Origin of the sequence: Thermodesulfovibrio sp. Kuro-1 (genome assembly GCF_006538445.1) — a bacterium.
Lineage (GTDB): Bacteria > Nitrospirota > Thermodesulfovibrionia > Thermodesulfovibrionales > Thermodesulfovibrionaceae > Thermodesulfovibrio > Thermodesulfovibrio yellowstonii.
Window position 1 is genome coordinate 125,057 of sequence record NZ_BJKS01000002.1, and the last position, 14,451, is coordinate 139,507.

16 protein-coding genes are annotated in these 14,451 nt (G+C 34.8%); all 16 read right to left on the reverse strand.

The genetic code is table 11. From position 1 onward, the window contains the following. Positions 1 to 90 precede the first annotated feature (90 nt). Positions 91 to 1,362, reverse strand: a complete 1,272-nt coding sequence (flgE, locus tag FLY87_RS02865) for a flagellar hook protein FlgE (RefSeq protein ID WP_141266266.1) — start codon at positions 1,360 to 1,362, stop codon at positions 91 to 93. A gap of 15 nt (positions 1,363 to 1,377) precedes the next feature. After that, positions 1,378 to 1,791, reverse strand: coding sequence for a flagellar hook assembly protein FlgD (locus FLY87_RS02870; RefSeq protein WP_141266267.1), 414 nt, complete (start codon positions 1,789 to 1,791; stop codon positions 1,378 to 1,380). A gap of 16 nt (positions 1,792 to 1,807) precedes the next feature. Next, entirely contained in the window at positions 1,808 to 2,875 is a 1,068-nt protein-coding gene (locus FLY87_RS02875; RefSeq protein WP_181405966.1) for a flagellar hook-length control protein FliK, read from the reverse strand. A 96-nt stretch (positions 2,876 to 2,971) separates the two neighbouring features. Next, on the reverse strand, positions 2,972 to 3,424 hold the full coding sequence (locus tag FLY87_RS02880; RefSeq protein ID WP_141266268.1) for a MotE family protein: 453 nt from the start codon (positions 3,422 to 3,424) through the stop codon (positions 2,972 to 2,974). A 2-nt stretch (positions 3,425 to 3,426) separates the two neighbouring features. After that, complete coding sequence (locus FLY87_RS02885; RefSeq protein ID WP_181405967.1) at positions 3,427 to 3,834, reverse strand: hypothetical protein; 408 nt, start codon at positions 3,832 to 3,834, stop codon at positions 3,427 to 3,429. A 2-nt stretch (positions 3,835 to 3,836) separates the two neighbouring features. Further along, a complete protein-coding gene (locus FLY87_RS02890; protein ID WP_141266270.1) occupies positions 3,837 to 5,153 on the reverse strand; it encodes a FliI/YscN family ATPase in 1,317 nt (438 codons plus the stop codon). After that, complete coding sequence (locus FLY87_RS02895) at positions 5,119 to 5,772, reverse strand: FliH/SctL family protein (RefSeq protein ID WP_012546479.1); 654 nt, start codon at positions 5,770 to 5,772, stop codon at positions 5,119 to 5,121. The genes FLY87_RS02890 and FLY87_RS02895 overlap by 35 nt, the downstream gene beginning before the upstream one ends. Then, positions 5,762 to 6,742: a flagellar motor switch protein FliG gene (gene fliG / locus FLY87_RS02900; RefSeq protein WP_012545416.1), complete on the reverse strand. Its 981-nt coding sequence runs from the start codon at positions 6,740 to 6,742 to the stop codon at positions 5,762 to 5,764. The genes FLY87_RS02895 and fliG overlap by 11 nt, the downstream gene beginning before the upstream one ends. A gap of 38 nt (positions 6,743 to 6,780) precedes the next feature. Further along, a complete protein-coding gene (gene fliF, locus FLY87_RS02905) occupies positions 6,781 to 8,298 on the reverse strand; it encodes a flagellar basal-body MS-ring/collar protein FliF (RefSeq protein ID WP_012546552.1) in 1,518 nt (505 codons plus the stop codon). A gap of 6 nt (positions 8,299 to 8,304) precedes the next feature. Continuing rightward, positions 8,305 to 8,598, reverse strand: coding sequence for a flagellar hook-basal body complex protein FliE (gene fliE / locus FLY87_RS02910; RefSeq protein WP_012545881.1), 294 nt, complete (start codon positions 8,596 to 8,598; stop codon positions 8,305 to 8,307). A 13-nt stretch (positions 8,599 to 8,611) separates the two neighbouring features. Next, positions 8,612 to 9,019, reverse strand: coding sequence for a flagellar basal body rod protein FlgC (gene flgC, locus FLY87_RS02915; protein ID WP_012546004.1), 408 nt, complete (start codon positions 9,017 to 9,019; stop codon positions 8,612 to 8,614). Next, on the reverse strand, positions 9,019 to 9,354 hold the full coding sequence (flgB, locus tag FLY87_RS02920; RefSeq protein ID WP_012546345.1) for a flagellar basal body rod protein FlgB: 336 nt from the start codon (positions 9,352 to 9,354) through the stop codon (positions 9,019 to 9,021). Before flgB ends, flgC begins: the two co-directional genes overlap by 1 nt. A 139-nt stretch (positions 9,355 to 9,493) precedes the next feature. After that, on the reverse strand, positions 9,494 to 10,756 hold the full coding sequence (locus tag FLY87_RS02925; protein WP_200855671.1) for a sigma-54 dependent transcriptional regulator: 1,263 nt from the start codon (positions 10,754 to 10,756) through the stop codon (positions 9,494 to 9,496). 8 nt (positions 10,757 to 10,764) lie between these two features. Then, on the reverse strand, positions 10,765 to 11,856 hold the full coding sequence (locus FLY87_RS02930) for a nitrogen regulation protein NR(II) (RefSeq protein ID WP_012545659.1): 1,092 nt from the start codon (positions 11,854 to 11,856) through the stop codon (positions 10,765 to 10,767). Continuing rightward, complete coding sequence (locus FLY87_RS02935; RefSeq protein ID WP_181405968.1) at positions 11,853 to 13,442, reverse strand: lipopolysaccharide assembly protein LapB; 1,590 nt, start codon at positions 13,440 to 13,442, stop codon at positions 11,853 to 11,855. Before FLY87_RS02935 ends, FLY87_RS02930 begins: the two co-directional genes overlap by 4 nt. After that, on the reverse strand, positions 13,432 to 14,421 hold the full coding sequence (locus tag FLY87_RS02940) for a sigma-54-dependent Fis family transcriptional regulator (protein WP_164924797.1): 990 nt from the start codon (positions 14,419 to 14,421) through the stop codon (positions 13,432 to 13,434). Before FLY87_RS02940 ends, FLY87_RS02935 begins: the two co-directional genes overlap by 11 nt. Positions 14,422 to 14,451: the final 30 nt, after the last annotated feature.

Here is a 14,451-nt window from a genome sequence, read left to right on the forward strand (position 1 = left end):
AAAACTCGGAATTACAACAAAAGAACCGCATCAGGACGCCACAATGGAGATTAGAGAAGTATAATGGGTCCTTAAAATATAGCAATACAATTATCTCACAATATTCATCAATTCATTGAGCATATTATCTGTTGTTGTAATGACTCTCACATTTGCCTGATAAGCTCTCTGTGCTGCAATCATTCTTATAAACTCCTCAGCAAGGTCAACATTACTTGATTCAAGAGAGTTTGCATATACTGAGCCAACTCCTACTGTTCCAGGTGCTCCGTAAGTAGGTCCGCCTGAACCATATGATTCAAGAAATAAATTTTTTCCCACTTTGGTAAGATTATGGGCTGCAACAAACTTTGCAAGAACAACCTGAGCAACCTTTTTTACCTGACCGTTTGTAAATACACCCGATATAACTCCATCCTGATCAACTGTAATGGCAATCAGGTTTCCTGAAGAGTATCCGTTCTGATTTTGAAATACAACAGCATTTGGTGAGCCGTACTGAGTTGAGTTTGTAAAATCAAATGCTATTTGTTGATTAGCTGCTGCTCCCCAAGCAGTAAAATCAAATGTTCCTGTAGGATTCGCTGGTGTAACTGTGGTAAGTTTTCCATCTGCATCAAAAGTTAAGGTTATTGGCTGTGTTCCTGCAAAGTCCATTTCTACATAATTTGGCGTTCCTGTTGCACTGGTATTGTATATTACATGGGCTTGCCATTGATTTGCTGTAGTCTTTACAAAATATGTATAAACAAGATGAGGATTACCAAGACTGTCATACACTGTTATTGCTGTTGAAAAATTATATACTGCTGAATTTGGTAGATTTGCTCCTGGAGTAAAACTCCATGTTCTGGTATCATCCCTGGAGTCAAGATTTACCTGCATATTTATTTTATTTGTTGCTGAAGGTTCGCTCATCAATCCTGCAAGATATACATCATTTATCTCACCTGTGACACTGCCAGTTGCATCCATCTGATATGCCTGAAGTCTGTATCCATTTGGATCAACAACATATCCATCTTTGTCAAGTCTGAACTGTCCTGCACGGGTGTAATAGGTTGGTCCATTAAGTTGCCTTACTACAAAAAATCCATCTCCCTCTATTGCCAGATCAAGGGGATTTGATGTGGTCTCAAGAGTTCCCTGCGTAAACATCTTCTGAATATCAATAATCATTGTTCCACGACCAACCTGCATTGCTGATGCTCCACCCAGTGTCTGACTAAGTATGTCTCCAAAATTGGCTCTGCTTGCTTTAAAACCAACAGTGTTTGCATTGGCAATGTTATCTCCTATTACTGAAAGGGCAAGCCCATTTGCATTCAGTCCACTTATTCCTGTAAAAAGTGATGTTAACACAGTATCACCTCCTCATCAGGCTTTTATACCATTTATTTCATCAAGCGTTAGGGTTTTACTTCCCACATCAACTTTAAGCTTTCCATCCTGATAGCTTACTCCTTTTACTGTGAATTCTTCTGAAGATGTAGTTGTAATAGTTTTTCCAATTAAACTTGCTCCAAGCAGCATTGCATCTCCCTTTGTTTTGGTAGAGACAAAACTATTTAATGTGTCTCCAATATTAATGATCTGCTCAAGTGCTGAAAACATTGCGAGCTGTCCCACAAATTCTGTATTGTCCATTGGATTCAGTGGATCCTGATATTTCAGTTGTGCTGTAAGAAGCTTTAAAAATGCTTCTTTGTCTATCTGGTTGTTTCCTGTTGCAGTTGTTTTTTGCTGAACTGTGTAAAGTGGATTATCAAATATACTTGTTACATCTGCCATTTTCTATCCCTCCCTATCATACAAAGTATTCAAAAAATTTTTGATTACCTCTGTATTTTCTCTGTCCCTGACCATTGTAGGAATCGGAGTATCCACGATTATCCTTCATTAAATCAAGCAGAAAATCAGATACCTTTAGTCCTGAAGCTTGAAGATTGCTTTTAATTTCTGGAATAAGTCCTGTGAGAGCTTCCTTTACATGAGGATAGTCAACTTTCATATCAGCTCTCAAACCTGCATTGTCCATGGAAAGTTTAATTAAAATTTTACCAAGCTCTGGTGGTTCAAGCTGCACTATTATGGTTTTCTGAGAACTGGATAATGCCTTAACAATTATATCTGAAACCTGACTTAGCCGGGTAAAGGGAAGTTCAATTTTTTGCTGAACATCCTCACGGGTTTTTCCTTGAATATTGTGAAAAATGTTTAATTGCGATGACACTTCTTCGTTATTGAGAGTTTTCTTTATCAGTTCAGTATTCGGAAACTCTGAGTTATTACCACTGCTTTCTGAATAGGTTTTAACAATATTTAACAGTAAAGTGGAAGGAGATCCAGCACTGAGCTTACCGTGAGAGGAACTGAATGATTCAGAATTAAAGAGAAATTGCTCGGAATTAACTTTGTTTGAACAATTTTGAACTATCTCTGACAACTTTGAACTATTTGACTGTAGGGTTTCTTTATTTAAAAGAATTTTTGCATCTAAACTTTCAATTAAACTCTGAATTTCATTTCTGGTATTCTGAGGATTAAGATTTTGCAAAAGACTGCTCAATTCTTTTATATCTATCTGACCTGACTGAAGAAGACTGAGAGAGGCTTTTAGTTCAGAAGAAAACTCTGAAGGCTGAAAGAGTTCCTGAAAATTTGTAATGTCCTGAAATAGGAAATTCTGGAAAGAGACAAAGGGAAGAATAAAGGGATTACTGTTTGCTGAAGAAGCAGTTGAGATGTCTTTATTTTCAAAGAGAAGCTTCAGAAGTTCATTGAAGAGGTCATCAAATCCAGTGGATTTACTTGTTACAGCCATCTGATTTTTTATTAAATTTAATGCATCCAGATTTATATTTCCTGTTAACATCATGCAAAAAATAATTCAATCTTTATGCCAGTTTTAATTTATTGATTTTGAAGGGTTTTTATATTGAAAAAAGCAGATTATGAAGGAAAAATTTTCCTACCTGGATGCCTTTTCCTTTATTGAAACGATTCTTTTTGAAAGGGCTGCTGCTTTGTCAGGAGTTATATTGGCAAGAATTTTTCCTGCCTGACGGGGCTTTATTGCAAGAAGAAGTGCTACAGCAGTGTCTTCATCAAGCTTTTCAATTCTTGATGCAGCTTCCTCTGGAGGCATTGCTTCGTATATTTTGGCAAGCCTCTGATAGTTTTCCTGCTGAGATTTTTCAAGCTGAGCCTTAAGTTCCTCCTGCTGCTTTATCTTTGCATCAATTTCACTTTTTAGTTTTTTCAACTCCTCAGTTTTTTTAGCAAGGTCTTGCTGAAGAATCTTCAGTCTGTCTTCTTCTATGCTCGCAGGCTGTTTATTTGATGTCTGCTGTCCAATTAAGGTGCCGGCTGCCAGTCCTAAAACAAGAATTAATATGGAAAAAATAATTGCTCTCTTAAACATTATTAACTCCTTAGCCGACTTATGAAAACATCAGAAATGAGTTTTTCTTCAAGTTTCTGTCGTTGCATTTTTATGGTGTTAATAAGCCTATCATAAAGCTGCTCAATCTTTTTTCTTTCTTTGAAGGCTTCCTCATAAATCTGTCTCTGAGCTTGCAATTCCTCATCTATTTTTTGCATAATTTCCTGAGCTTCCTTTAACCGTGTCAAAAGATACTGCATTTCATTATAAATTGAAAGAAGCTCCATTGAATTTGACTCCTTAAGAAAACCAACAGAGCGAAATCTTTCCTCAAGCTCTCTTAAGTATCCCTCCATTCTTTGCCTTTCAGTGAGAATCCCTATAAACTTCTGTTTTTCAAGCTCTTCTTCCCATTCCCTTAATTTGAGTATCATATTTAAAGCGTTCATATTCATTGCTCTTCAAATAAATTGTAAAGCTGAATGAGGCTATCCTGAAAAGTAGCCTTTTCATTTATATCCTGCCTTAAGAATCTGTTTATTCTGTCCATCATCTTAATGGCAAAATCAACCTGTGCATTTGTTCCCTCTTTATATGCACCAATGTTTATGATGTCTTCATATCTTGCATAGGTTGCAAGAAGTTCAAGAAGCCTTTGAGCATACTTAAGGTGTCTGTCCTCAATAATATCTTTCATCAGTCTGCTTATACTTTTCAGTGGATCAATTGCTGGATAATGATTCCTGTTAGCAAGCTCCCTGCTCAGCACAATATGACCATCAAGAATTGCTCTTGCTGCATCAGCAACAGGATCTGTAAGATCATCTCCTTCCACAAGCACTGTGTAAATTCCTGTTATGGAGCCACCATTTTTTGTAACTCCCACTCTTTCAAGAAGCTTTGGCATTAAATTGAAAACACTTGGAGGATATCCTTTCATTGTTGGAGGCTCCCCTGCTGCAAGCCCTATTTCTCTCTGTGCCATTGCAAAACGGGTAAGTGAATCCATAAGTAAAAGTACATGTTTTCCCTTTGACCTGAAATACTCTGCTATGGCAGTAGCTAAAAAGGCACCTCTGATGCGTGCAAGGGCTGGCGTATCAGAGGTTGAAACAACAACAACTGACTTCTTTAATCCATCAGCAAGATCATTTTCAATAAACTCTCTTACTTCTCTGCCTCGCTCACCAATCAGTGCTATTACATTTATATCAGCTGAAGTATATCTCGCAATCATTCCAAGTAAAACACTTTTACCAACCCCGCTTCCTGCCATAATCCCAATTTTCTGTCCCTTACCACATGTTATGAGTGCATTTATTGCTCTAATGCCAAGGTCAAGAGGTTCTTTAATTATTTCTCTTTCAAGAGGATTTATAACTTCCTTATATATTGGAAAGGGCTTTCCTTTTAATGAAACTCCACCATCAATAGGATTTCCTGTTCCATCAATTATTCTTCCAAGAATATCATTATTTAAGGGGATGTAACTTTGTTTTCCCTTTACAGCAATTGTTGCTCCTGCTTTTATCCCGTAAACTTCACCAAGAGGAGAAAGCAAAATAGTTCCATTTTTAAATCCAACAACCTCTGCTTCAACACTGTTTTCATCAGTGATAATCTCACAAATATCTCCAATGCTTGCATCTATTCCAACACTCTCAACAATAAGTCCGACAGCCTTTGTTACTTTACCATAAATTTTAATCGGACTTATTTCTTCCAAAACTTCTTCAGCTTTGCTGAGAAATGACTGAATTGAGAGCATTCTCTATCTCCTTGAGCCTCTGCTCAATTGTTGATACAATGTGCTGAGATTGAGTTTCAATCCAGCATCCTCCTTTTGTTATATCAGGAGAAGACTCTATTTGAAGTTTTGCTTTGTCAATGTCAAGTTCATTAATTTTGTTTGCAATGAAATCATAATCCTCTGGATTAAGCTTTATAATAATCCTGTCTTCATTAAAAGGAACAGATTTTAAAGTTTCCTTGACAATTGAAAAAGTTACTTCTCTGTCAAGGGAAATCTTTGTGGCTACAATTTTTTCTGCTATTTTAAAAGCAAATTTTAAAATCTGTGGAAGAAAAAATTCTATTTGTTTTTCTTTAAAAAGAGATAATTCTTTTATTATGTTTTTAAAAAATTGAGTTGCTCTGAGAAATTCATCTGATTTTTCTTTTATCTCCTTCTGACTCTTATTAAATCCTTCTTCATAACCCTTACTAAGACCTTCATTATATCCAACTTCATATCCCTTGTTAAACCCCTGTTCATAACCTTTTTTTATAAGGTCTTCATCAAAGTTATTTTCGTGTTTGTCAATTGCTATCTTCTTATTTTCATCAAAGGATAAAGGAACATAAGGCTTAATATCCTCAGGTAACAATTGCTTCACCTCCTCTTTTACCAACTACAATTTTACCCTCTTCCTCAAGTTTTCTTGCGACTCTCACAATGTTCATCTGAGCCTTCTCAACATCTGAGACTCTCACAGGTCCTTTTGCTTCCATTTCCTCTTTAAGAATCTCAACTGCTCTACTTGACATGTTCTTAAATATCTTTTCTTTTAATTCCTCTGATGCCATTTTCAGTGCAAGTGCAAGGTCATCAGTTGAGATCTCTTTAAGAATTGTCTGGATACCTCTATCATCAACATAGATAAGGTCTTCAAAGGTAAACATAAGTTTTCTAATTTCATCAGCTAAAATTGGGTCTTTCTCTTCAATATTTTTAAGAATCAGTTCCTCACTTGTTCTGTCCATCTGATTAAGTATTTCAGCAACTGTCTTTACTCCTCCTATTCTTCTTGATTGCGTATATGAACGCAGCTGGCTCTGAAGTACGTCTTCAAGTTCAGTCAAAATTGTAGGAGAAATCTGTTCAAGATTTGCAATTCTTTGAGAAATTTCTATTTTAAACTGTTCAGGAAACTTGCTTAAAACTTCTGCTGCCTGTGTAGGTTCTAAATGAGCAAGTATAATTGCTATAGTTTGAGGATGCTCTCTCTGAAGCATTGTTGCTATCGCAGATGAATCAAGCCACCTCAAAATATCAAAAGCAGAAGCACCACTTTCTATCTTGCTTATAAGCTTTGCTGCCTGTTCTTCTCCAAATGCTTTTGTAAGTATTGTTTTTATATACTCTTCATCAACCATGACCGGAGCAGTGCCAACTTTTTCGGCAAACTCATTTAGAATTGCCTCAGCTTCTTCTTGAGTAAGCTTTATTCTTGACATCATAGGAATAATTCTGGCAAGCTCAATAGGGTCAAAATGTTTAAAAAGTTCTGTTGCTGCATCTTCGCCAATTAAAGAAAGAAGAGCAGCAACTTTTTCTACCCCTGAAAATTTCCTCATCTGTAATCTCCACTATCTTTTCGGGAATTTGCTTTGCATTATTCAGTTATCCACTCTCTCAGTATTGCAATAACTTTCTTAGGATTGGTTCTTGCTATGTGTCTTATCTCTTCTCTGATGTCTCTTTCTTTCATTACAGGAGGCACAGCTTCTTCTGATATAACAATCTCTTTTTTCTTAATTTTTTCTTCCACAGGTTTTTTAAGGAGTTCAATAATGGGTTTGACAACAAAAAGAATTATAAGCGCAATAATAACAAGAGGTATCAGATATTTAAGAATTGTTGTTGCTATCCCCCAATAATCAATACCTGGTTTTTCTTCGGGCACAATCTCAAATGGAATGCTCTCAACTATCACATAATCTCCTCTTTCTTTATTATATCCTATTGATGCCTGAACAAGCTCTTGATATTTTTTAATTTCTTCATCACTTCTTGGAACATAAACTTTTTTACCCTTTTCTTCCTTATAAATTCCATCTATCAGAACAGCAACAGATATCTTTTTTATTTGACCTGTGGACTGCAAAATTTTGCTTATACTTTTACTTACTTCATAATTTATACTTTCCTGTTGTTTTTGAGACTGTATGTTCTGCTGGGTAGCGCCTGTCTGAGGTTGTCCCGGCTGATTTGATAGCACCCCGGGGATTCCTCCTTGCTGAGGTGACATTGTCTTTTCCTGTGTACGCTGTTCATTTCTTATCGCAATTGTATCAGGATCATACTTTTCTTCAACTTTTTCAACCTTTGAAAAATCTATATCTGCAGAAACTCTGACTATTGCTTTCCCCTTGCCTACTATATTTTCAAGCATGCTCTGAATGTTTTTCTCATATGTTTTTTCAATATTTCTTTTATATTCAATATGCGTAGCCTCTGCAAGTTGAGTTGAGTCTTTTGGTGCAGAAAGAAGATTCCCATATTGGTCAACTACTGTTACATATTGGGGAGAAAGACCTTCAACACTGCTTGAGACAAGATGAACTATGCTTGACACCTGTTCTTTTGAAAGAGCTCTGCCTGGCTTAAGCTTTAAAACCACAGATGCTGTTGGATGATCTTCTTTTTCTGTAAAAATTGATTTTTCTGGAATGGCTATATGAACTCTCACTTGATCAACTTCCTGAAGCTGTTTTATTGTCCTTTGAAGTTCACCCTGTAGAGCTCTTATATAATTTACACGCTGAGAAAACTCAGTAAGCCCTATTTGAGTTTTATCAAATATCTCAAAACCAACTCCGCCTCCTGATGGAATTCCCTGTGAAGCAAGCTCAAGTCTCAGCTCATGAACTTTCTGAGAAGGAACATATATTGCATTGTCTTTTACTTGATAGGGAACTTTTTTCTCTTTAAGCTTATTTATAACATTCCCAGCATCTTCAGCAGAAAGATTACTGTATAAAACCTGATAATCCTGTTTGGGCAACCATAGGAATAAAGTTAAAATTATAGCAAAAACAATAAGAGTAAGCCCTGCAAGAGCTAATTTTCTGTTTAAGGGCATGTTTTTGATGTTTTCTAATACTGTTTTAACTCTATCTGTAATTGCCATTTTTTATTAAACCTGCATACGTGAGATTTCCTCATAAGCTGTTAATACTTTGTTTCTAACCTGAATGAGTGTTTGAAGTGTCATATCAGCCTTTTCCATAGCCAGCACAACCTGATGAATACTCAGTTCTCCTTTTGAGAATGCCTCAATTGCATTTTGAGCCTCTTGTTCAACCTGAGAAGCCTCTTTTATAGCGTCTTTTAAAGCCTGCTCAAAGGACTCCTTCTGTGTTCCCTGAAGTTCTTTCAGGTCCTGTAAGCTTTTCCCCAAAAGTTCACTTATGTTTTTTATCTCTGTCATTTTTTAAAACCTCCTAAACTTTTAATAAATCCAGTGTTCTCATAAACATATCCTTATAAGAGTTTATCATCGTAAGATTTGCTTCATAAGCACGTGAGGCAGAGATAAGATTAATCATCTCTTCCATTGGATTTACATTCGGATATTTTACATATCCATTTTTATCTGCATCAGGATGTGATGGTTCATAGACAATTCTGAAAGGTCGCTGGTCTTCAACAATTCTCTGCACATCTACACCTTGAGAAATCTGGTCATACATATATGTTGTAAAAAGAACATCCTTTCTTCTGTAAGGACCGCCCTCTGGGGTTTTTGTTGAATTTATATTAGCAAGATTTGATGCAATTACATTAAGCCTTATTTTCTGTGCTTCAAGTCCTGTTGCTGATACTTTGAGAGGCAAAAATATGTCCTTCACTATCTACCTCCTTTTATTGCATCTTTTAACATACGAATTCTCGTTGAAAATAGTTGTGTTGCACCATTATACATAAGCATAGTTTCTGCAAGTTTTGTCATTTCCACTTCTATGTTAACAGTATTTCCGTCTCTGTTTGGCATTGTTGTCGGTGCTTCAATAACTTTATACTCTGCATTATGGCTTTCTGCTGCTTTTTTTAATTCTTCCTGAAAATTTATATCCTTTGCTTTGTAGTTAGGAGTGTCTGCATTTGCTATATTTGAAGCAAGAATTTTTTGCCTATAGGTACAAATATCCATTACTTTTTCAAGAATTTTTATTGATTTATCCATATTTTACCTCCACCTGTCATTCCGAATGAAGTGAGGAATCCCTCTTTTTAGAGAAGGAGACCCCTCAGACAATCCCGTCGGAATGACCGTTAGTAATTGAACAACCTCTAAAAAATAGATGCAATTTTTATGCCGTAAACTATACATCTTTAAGTCCATACTCATTTATTTTGTTTCTCAATGTTCTCACACTAATTCCAAGAATTTTTGCAGCCTTTGTGCGATTTCCCTCTGTTTTTTTTAAAGCATCTACAATCAATTCTCTTTCAGCATCTTTCAATTTGCCAGCTTTGACAGGTTTTTCTTCTTCAAATAGATTTATTTCATCTTCATGGAGTCTCAGTATTCCATCTTGACTTAAAACAGCAGACCTGTAAATAAAATTCTCAAGTTCTCTCACATTTCCCTGCCATGATTTTTTCAATAAAAATTTTTTCATATCCTCTGTAATTGTAAAATTTTTTGACATCTTATTAGAAAGTCTTTTAAGAAAAAACTCAGCAAGAGGAATTATATCATCACTTCTTTCTCTAAGTGGTGGAATTCTTATTGGAAAAACATTTATTCTATAAAAAAGGTCTTCTCTGAAATTGCCTTTTTTGACTTCCTCTGCAAGGTCTTTATTGGTTGTTGCAATTATTCTAACATCTATTGGAATAGGCTTTGTGCCTCCAACTCTATCAATTTCTTTTTCCTGAATTACTCTTAAAAGCTTTGCCTGAAGTCTGTAAGCCATCTCACTTATCTCATCAAGGAGAATTGTTCCTTTGTTGGCAAGCTCAAACTTACCAGGTTTTCTTTCAGTTGCTCCTGTGAATGCTCCTTTTTCATGTCCAAAAAGTTCGGCTTCAAGGAGTGTTTCTGTAATAGCTGCACAATTTATAGCAACAAAGGGCTGATTTGACCTTGGGCTATGTTTATGAATATATCTTGCAATAACTTCTTTACCAACACCGCTTTCTCCAGTAAGCAACACCGTAATATCTGTTCTTGCTATTTCTTTGACAATTTCAAGAATTCTTCGCATCTCCCTTGATTCTGCAACAATTTCATCCTGCTCTGGAATTAACCTTGAAACAAGAGATTTTAAAGTTTCCATTGAAAATGGTTTCATAATGTAATCAACAGCACCAAGTTTCATTGCTCTTACAGCATCCTCTACATTTCCATAGCCTGTTATGACAATTACAGGCGTAAAAATACCTCTCTTTCTTATTTCTTCAAGAAGTTGTAAGCCGTCCATTTTCGGCATTTTTACATCTGTAATAATAAGGGAAAAATCGCTGAAATTGATGTTAGAAAGCAATTGCGAAGGGTCCCTGTAATAATGGGCATCAAATCCAAGCCTTGACATACCCTCCTTAAGAGCAAAACCCATGTCTGGTTCATCATCTATTATCAATACAGATTTCATCTTACTGGTAGATAAATTGCAAATTCTGTGCCTTTGCTAATTTTACTTTTTACTTCAATTCTTCCACCATGAGCAGAAATTATACTATTTGTGATACTTAAACCAAGTCCTGTGCCTCTATCTTTTGTAGAGAAAAAAGGGTCAAAGATTTTTTCAACTATTTCACTGTCAATCCCTTGACCTGTGTCTTTGATTATAAGTTTTACAAACTCTCCATCCTTGTATGCATCAATAGTAATAGTTCCTCCATCAGGCATGGCTTGATAAGCATTAACAATAAGATTAATAAGTGCCTGTCTTATGAGGGAAGAATCAAGATATATCACGAATCTATCTTTTATTTTGTTACAGACTTCTATTCCTACTCTGCTGAATAATTCCTGAAACTCTTTTATTATTTCTTCAATTAGTTCATTAATACATACAGAGGTCTTCTTTGGATTTATCCCTCTTGTAAAACTGAGCATGTTTTCAAGAGTATTTCGCAACATTCTTACAGAACTTGAGATTCTTCTTGCATAATCTCCGTGAATGCTTTCTTTAAGGTCTTCTGATATCATATTCGCAAAAAGTTCAATACTTCCAAGAGGATTTCTTATCTCATGAGCTATTTTCATTACAAGAGAGCCCATTGCTGTAAGTCTCCGATTTCTTTCATTTTCTGCTTCAAGTTCTTTTATTCTTGTAATATCTTTACACAAAAAAACATATCCAATTTTGTCTCCTTCTGAATCAAGAACATCTGATTGAGAAACTATTGAATAAAATGGTTTTGTTGAGTTTGCTGGATAAATAAGATCATCTTTAATTTTTATGGGTAATTTTTTTTGACCTATAATATCTTCAGCCTTTACATTAAAAAGATTTTCACCTGCACGATTGATTAATTTAATGACACCATCTCTGTCAAAAAATACAACAGCTATATCAATACTGTCAATTATACTGCTTAGAAGCCTTTTTTTCTGGTCAACTTCTTCTGTAAGACGGCTGATTCTATCCTCAAGAACTCTATAATATTTAATTAAAGCTTCTGAGGCTGTATTAATCTTTAATATTGCTTCGCTTAATAGTTCTTCATGTTTCATAATTTCTCAAGAAGTGCTTTTGCTGCTTCAGCCAGTTCTCCTTTTGAATTGGCAACCTTTTCAAGATATGTTTTATCATTTGCAAGCTTTCCATACTGATAATATGCCCACATCAGAGAGTCATTGTCTTTTATTCCGATATCTATAGCTCTTTTATAATATTGAATAGCCTCTTTTGTTTTTTTTAAAAGATAAAAATAGTCAGCAGCTTTAAGTGTTGCTTCCGCATTTCCAGACTTTGATGCTTCAATCCAGTAATGAATAGCTTTTTTTCTGTCTCCATTAGAATACTCAAGATTACCTATTGATGTTAAAATATCAGGGTCTTTGATTGATTTTGATATCTTTCTTAAATAAGAAAGTGCTGTTAGTTTATCTCCTTCTTTATCAAGAATTTGAGCATATAGAGCCTTTGCCATATCATTTTTATCTTTAAGAGGTTCCAAAAGTTTTTTAGCTTCATTGTATTTTCCCTCATTTATCAAAATTTTGGAATAGGGCAGCACCGCTTCAGCCTTTCTCGGACCTGTTTGTATTTTTCTCAATAGATTTTTAGCTTCATTGTATTTTCCATGAGAAATAAGAAATTGAGCTGACTGAAGCAGTAGTAATGAGTCTGAGGGTAAAAATGGATATATTTTAACAATATAAGCTGTTGCCTTTTCAGGATTTTCATGCATGACAGCTTTTATAAACTCTTCAATTTTTTTATTTTTAAGTTCTTTATCTCTCAATACAAAAAGCATTCTCAATGCTTCATCATAGCTCTTGCTGTTCATATAAATAGAGTAAAGCTTTAGTCTTACATCATCTGTAGGAATGTAAAAGTATATCTCTTTTCCAACTTTCAAAGCTTCACTGGTTTTATTTTGCGCAAGATACATTTCAAAAAGCATTTTTTTTGCCTTGATAGTATCAGACAGTTTTTTTGATCTTTCTATAAATTTTTTTAAGAGAGTTTCTGCATCTGCAAATTTATTAGCTCTGATTAAAATATCAGCTTTATCAATATCATACAGGGTTTTTCTTAGTTTTAAATTTTTATTAAACTCCTTTAAAGCCTCTTCAGCCTTACCTGTCATTGCAAGATACTTTATCCGTAACAAAGCAGTATCTGGTTCATTAAAATCTTTTTTGTCAAGCTTATGTAAAACTGCCTCTACTGATTTTAAATCACCTTTATGAAGTGCAAGCCAGCCATATCCAATCATTGCCTTTTTATCAAATGGCGATTCTACTTTTTTTAAGTAGTCTTCTGCTTCCCTGAATCTGCCAGCTTTTAAATAACTTAAGCCCATATAAAGATTAGCTTCATTGATGGCAGAAGAGTTTTTAAAATCTCTTAGAAGTCTTTTAAGAGGAATAGTTGCTTCATAGTAATTTCCAAGAAAATATTCTGCCTTAGCAAGTCCTAAAAGTGCTTTATCTGCAAGTTTCGGGTCTTCAGTGTATCTTTTAAAAAATTCTCTTGCATTAATATAATCTTCTATTTTTAAAAAATCCTCTCCTTTTTTAAGAGTGTCTTCTGCATAGGCAATGCTGAATATCAAAATTGAAACAATAAGAATAAACTTGTTAATCCTCATTTTCATTGTCTTTAATATTAAGTCTTTTCATTTTTTCAATAAGCGTTGTTCTGTTTATATTTAAATACTTTGCTGCTCTGCTTTTAATCCATCCGTGCAAATTCAATGCATGTAAGATTAGTTTTTTCTCATACTCCTTTAAAACCTCATTGAGGTCTATTCCTGAACTAAAAGGATTTAAATCATCTGGAATAAGCTCCTTTTGAAATGAATTTTCTCCAAATCTTATTCGTTCGGGAATGTCTTTAATATTAATATTACCACCTTCATTCAAAACATAAAGTCTTTCAATTAAGTTTTCAAGTTCTCTAACATTACCTGGCCATGTGTAGTTTAAAAATATTTGCATAACTTCAGGCTTAATCTGTAATGAATATCCAAATTTATGCGAAAATTTATTGATAAAATATTCACATAAAAGCGGGATGTCTTCCTTTCTTTCCCTTAATGGAGGGATTACCACAGGAACAACATTCAGCCTCCAGAAAAGGTCCTCTCTGAATCTTCCTTCTTTTACTTCATTTTCTAAATCTTTATTTGTTGCTGCAATAATTCTAACATTAACTTGAATAGGACGTGTTCCTCCTATTCTTTCAAATGTTTTTTCCTGAATGACCCTTAATATTTTTACCTGAAGATGAAGGGGCATATCACCTATCTCATCAAGAAAAATTGTGCCTTCATTTGCAAGCTCAAATCTGCCATAACGACAATTCTGTGCTCCTGTGAATGCTCCTTTTTCATGTCCAAAGAGTTCAGATTCAAGAAGTTCAGAAGGTATGGCAGCACAGTTTACAGGAATAAAAGGTTTTTCTGCTCTTGAACTTTTTTGATGAATCATTTTTGCCACAAGTTCTTTGCCTGTTCCGCTTTCACCCATTATTAAAGCAGTAGTATCAGTTTTTGAAAGTTTATCTATGAATGTCAGAATTCTCTGAATTTGAATAGATTGCCCGATAATCAAAATTTCATCCTTCATGTCATAAATATGACATATAGAGAATTAAAA

Excerpts from the sequence above, each read along its gene's own strand:
- FLY87_RS02870 (WP_141266267.1), bottom strand. The coding sequence starts at position 1,791 with ATGGCAGATGTAACAAGTATATTTGATAATCCACTTTACACAGTTCAG.
- FLY87_RS02875 (WP_181405966.1), bottom strand. The coding sequence starts at position 2,875 with ATGTTAACAGGAAATATAAATCTGGATGCATTAAATTTAATAAAAAAT.
- FLY87_RS02880 (WP_141266268.1), bottom strand. The coding sequence starts at position 3,424 with ATGTTTAAGAGAGCAATTATTTTTTCCATATTAATTCTTGTTTTAGGA.
- FLY87_RS02885 (WP_181405967.1), bottom strand. The coding sequence starts at position 3,834 with ATGAACGCTTTAAATATGATACTCAAATTAAGGGAATGGGAAGAAGAG.
- FLY87_RS02890 (WP_141266270.1), bottom strand. The coding sequence starts at position 5,153 with ATGCTCTCAATTCAGTCATTTCTCAGCAAAGCTGAAGAAGTTTTGGAA.
- fliG (WP_012545416.1), bottom strand. The coding sequence starts at position 6,742 with ATGAGGAAATTTTCAGGGGTAGAAAAAGTTGCTGCTCTTCTTTCTTTA.
- fliF (WP_012546552.1), bottom strand. The coding sequence starts at position 8,298 with ATGGCAATTACAGATAGAGTTAAAACAGTATTAGAAAACATCAAAAAC.
- fliE (WP_012545881.1), bottom strand. The coding sequence starts at position 8,598 with ATGACAGAGATAAAAAACATAAGTGAACTTTTGGGGAAAAGCTTACAG.
- flgB (WP_012546345.1), bottom strand. The coding sequence starts at position 9,354 with ATGGATAAATCAATAAAAATTCTTGAAAAAGTAATGGATATTTGTACC.
- FLY87_RS02930 (WP_012545659.1), bottom strand. The coding sequence starts at position 11,856 with ATGAAACATGAAGAACTATTAAGCGAAGCAATATTAAAGATTAATACA.
- FLY87_RS02935 (WP_181405968.1), bottom strand. The coding sequence starts at position 13,442 with ATGAGGATTAACAAGTTTATTCTTATTGTTTCAATTTTGATATTCAGC.
- FLY87_RS02940 (WP_164924797.1), bottom strand. The coding sequence starts at position 14,421 with ATGAAGGATGAAATTTTGATTATCGGGCAATCTATTCAAATTCAGAGA.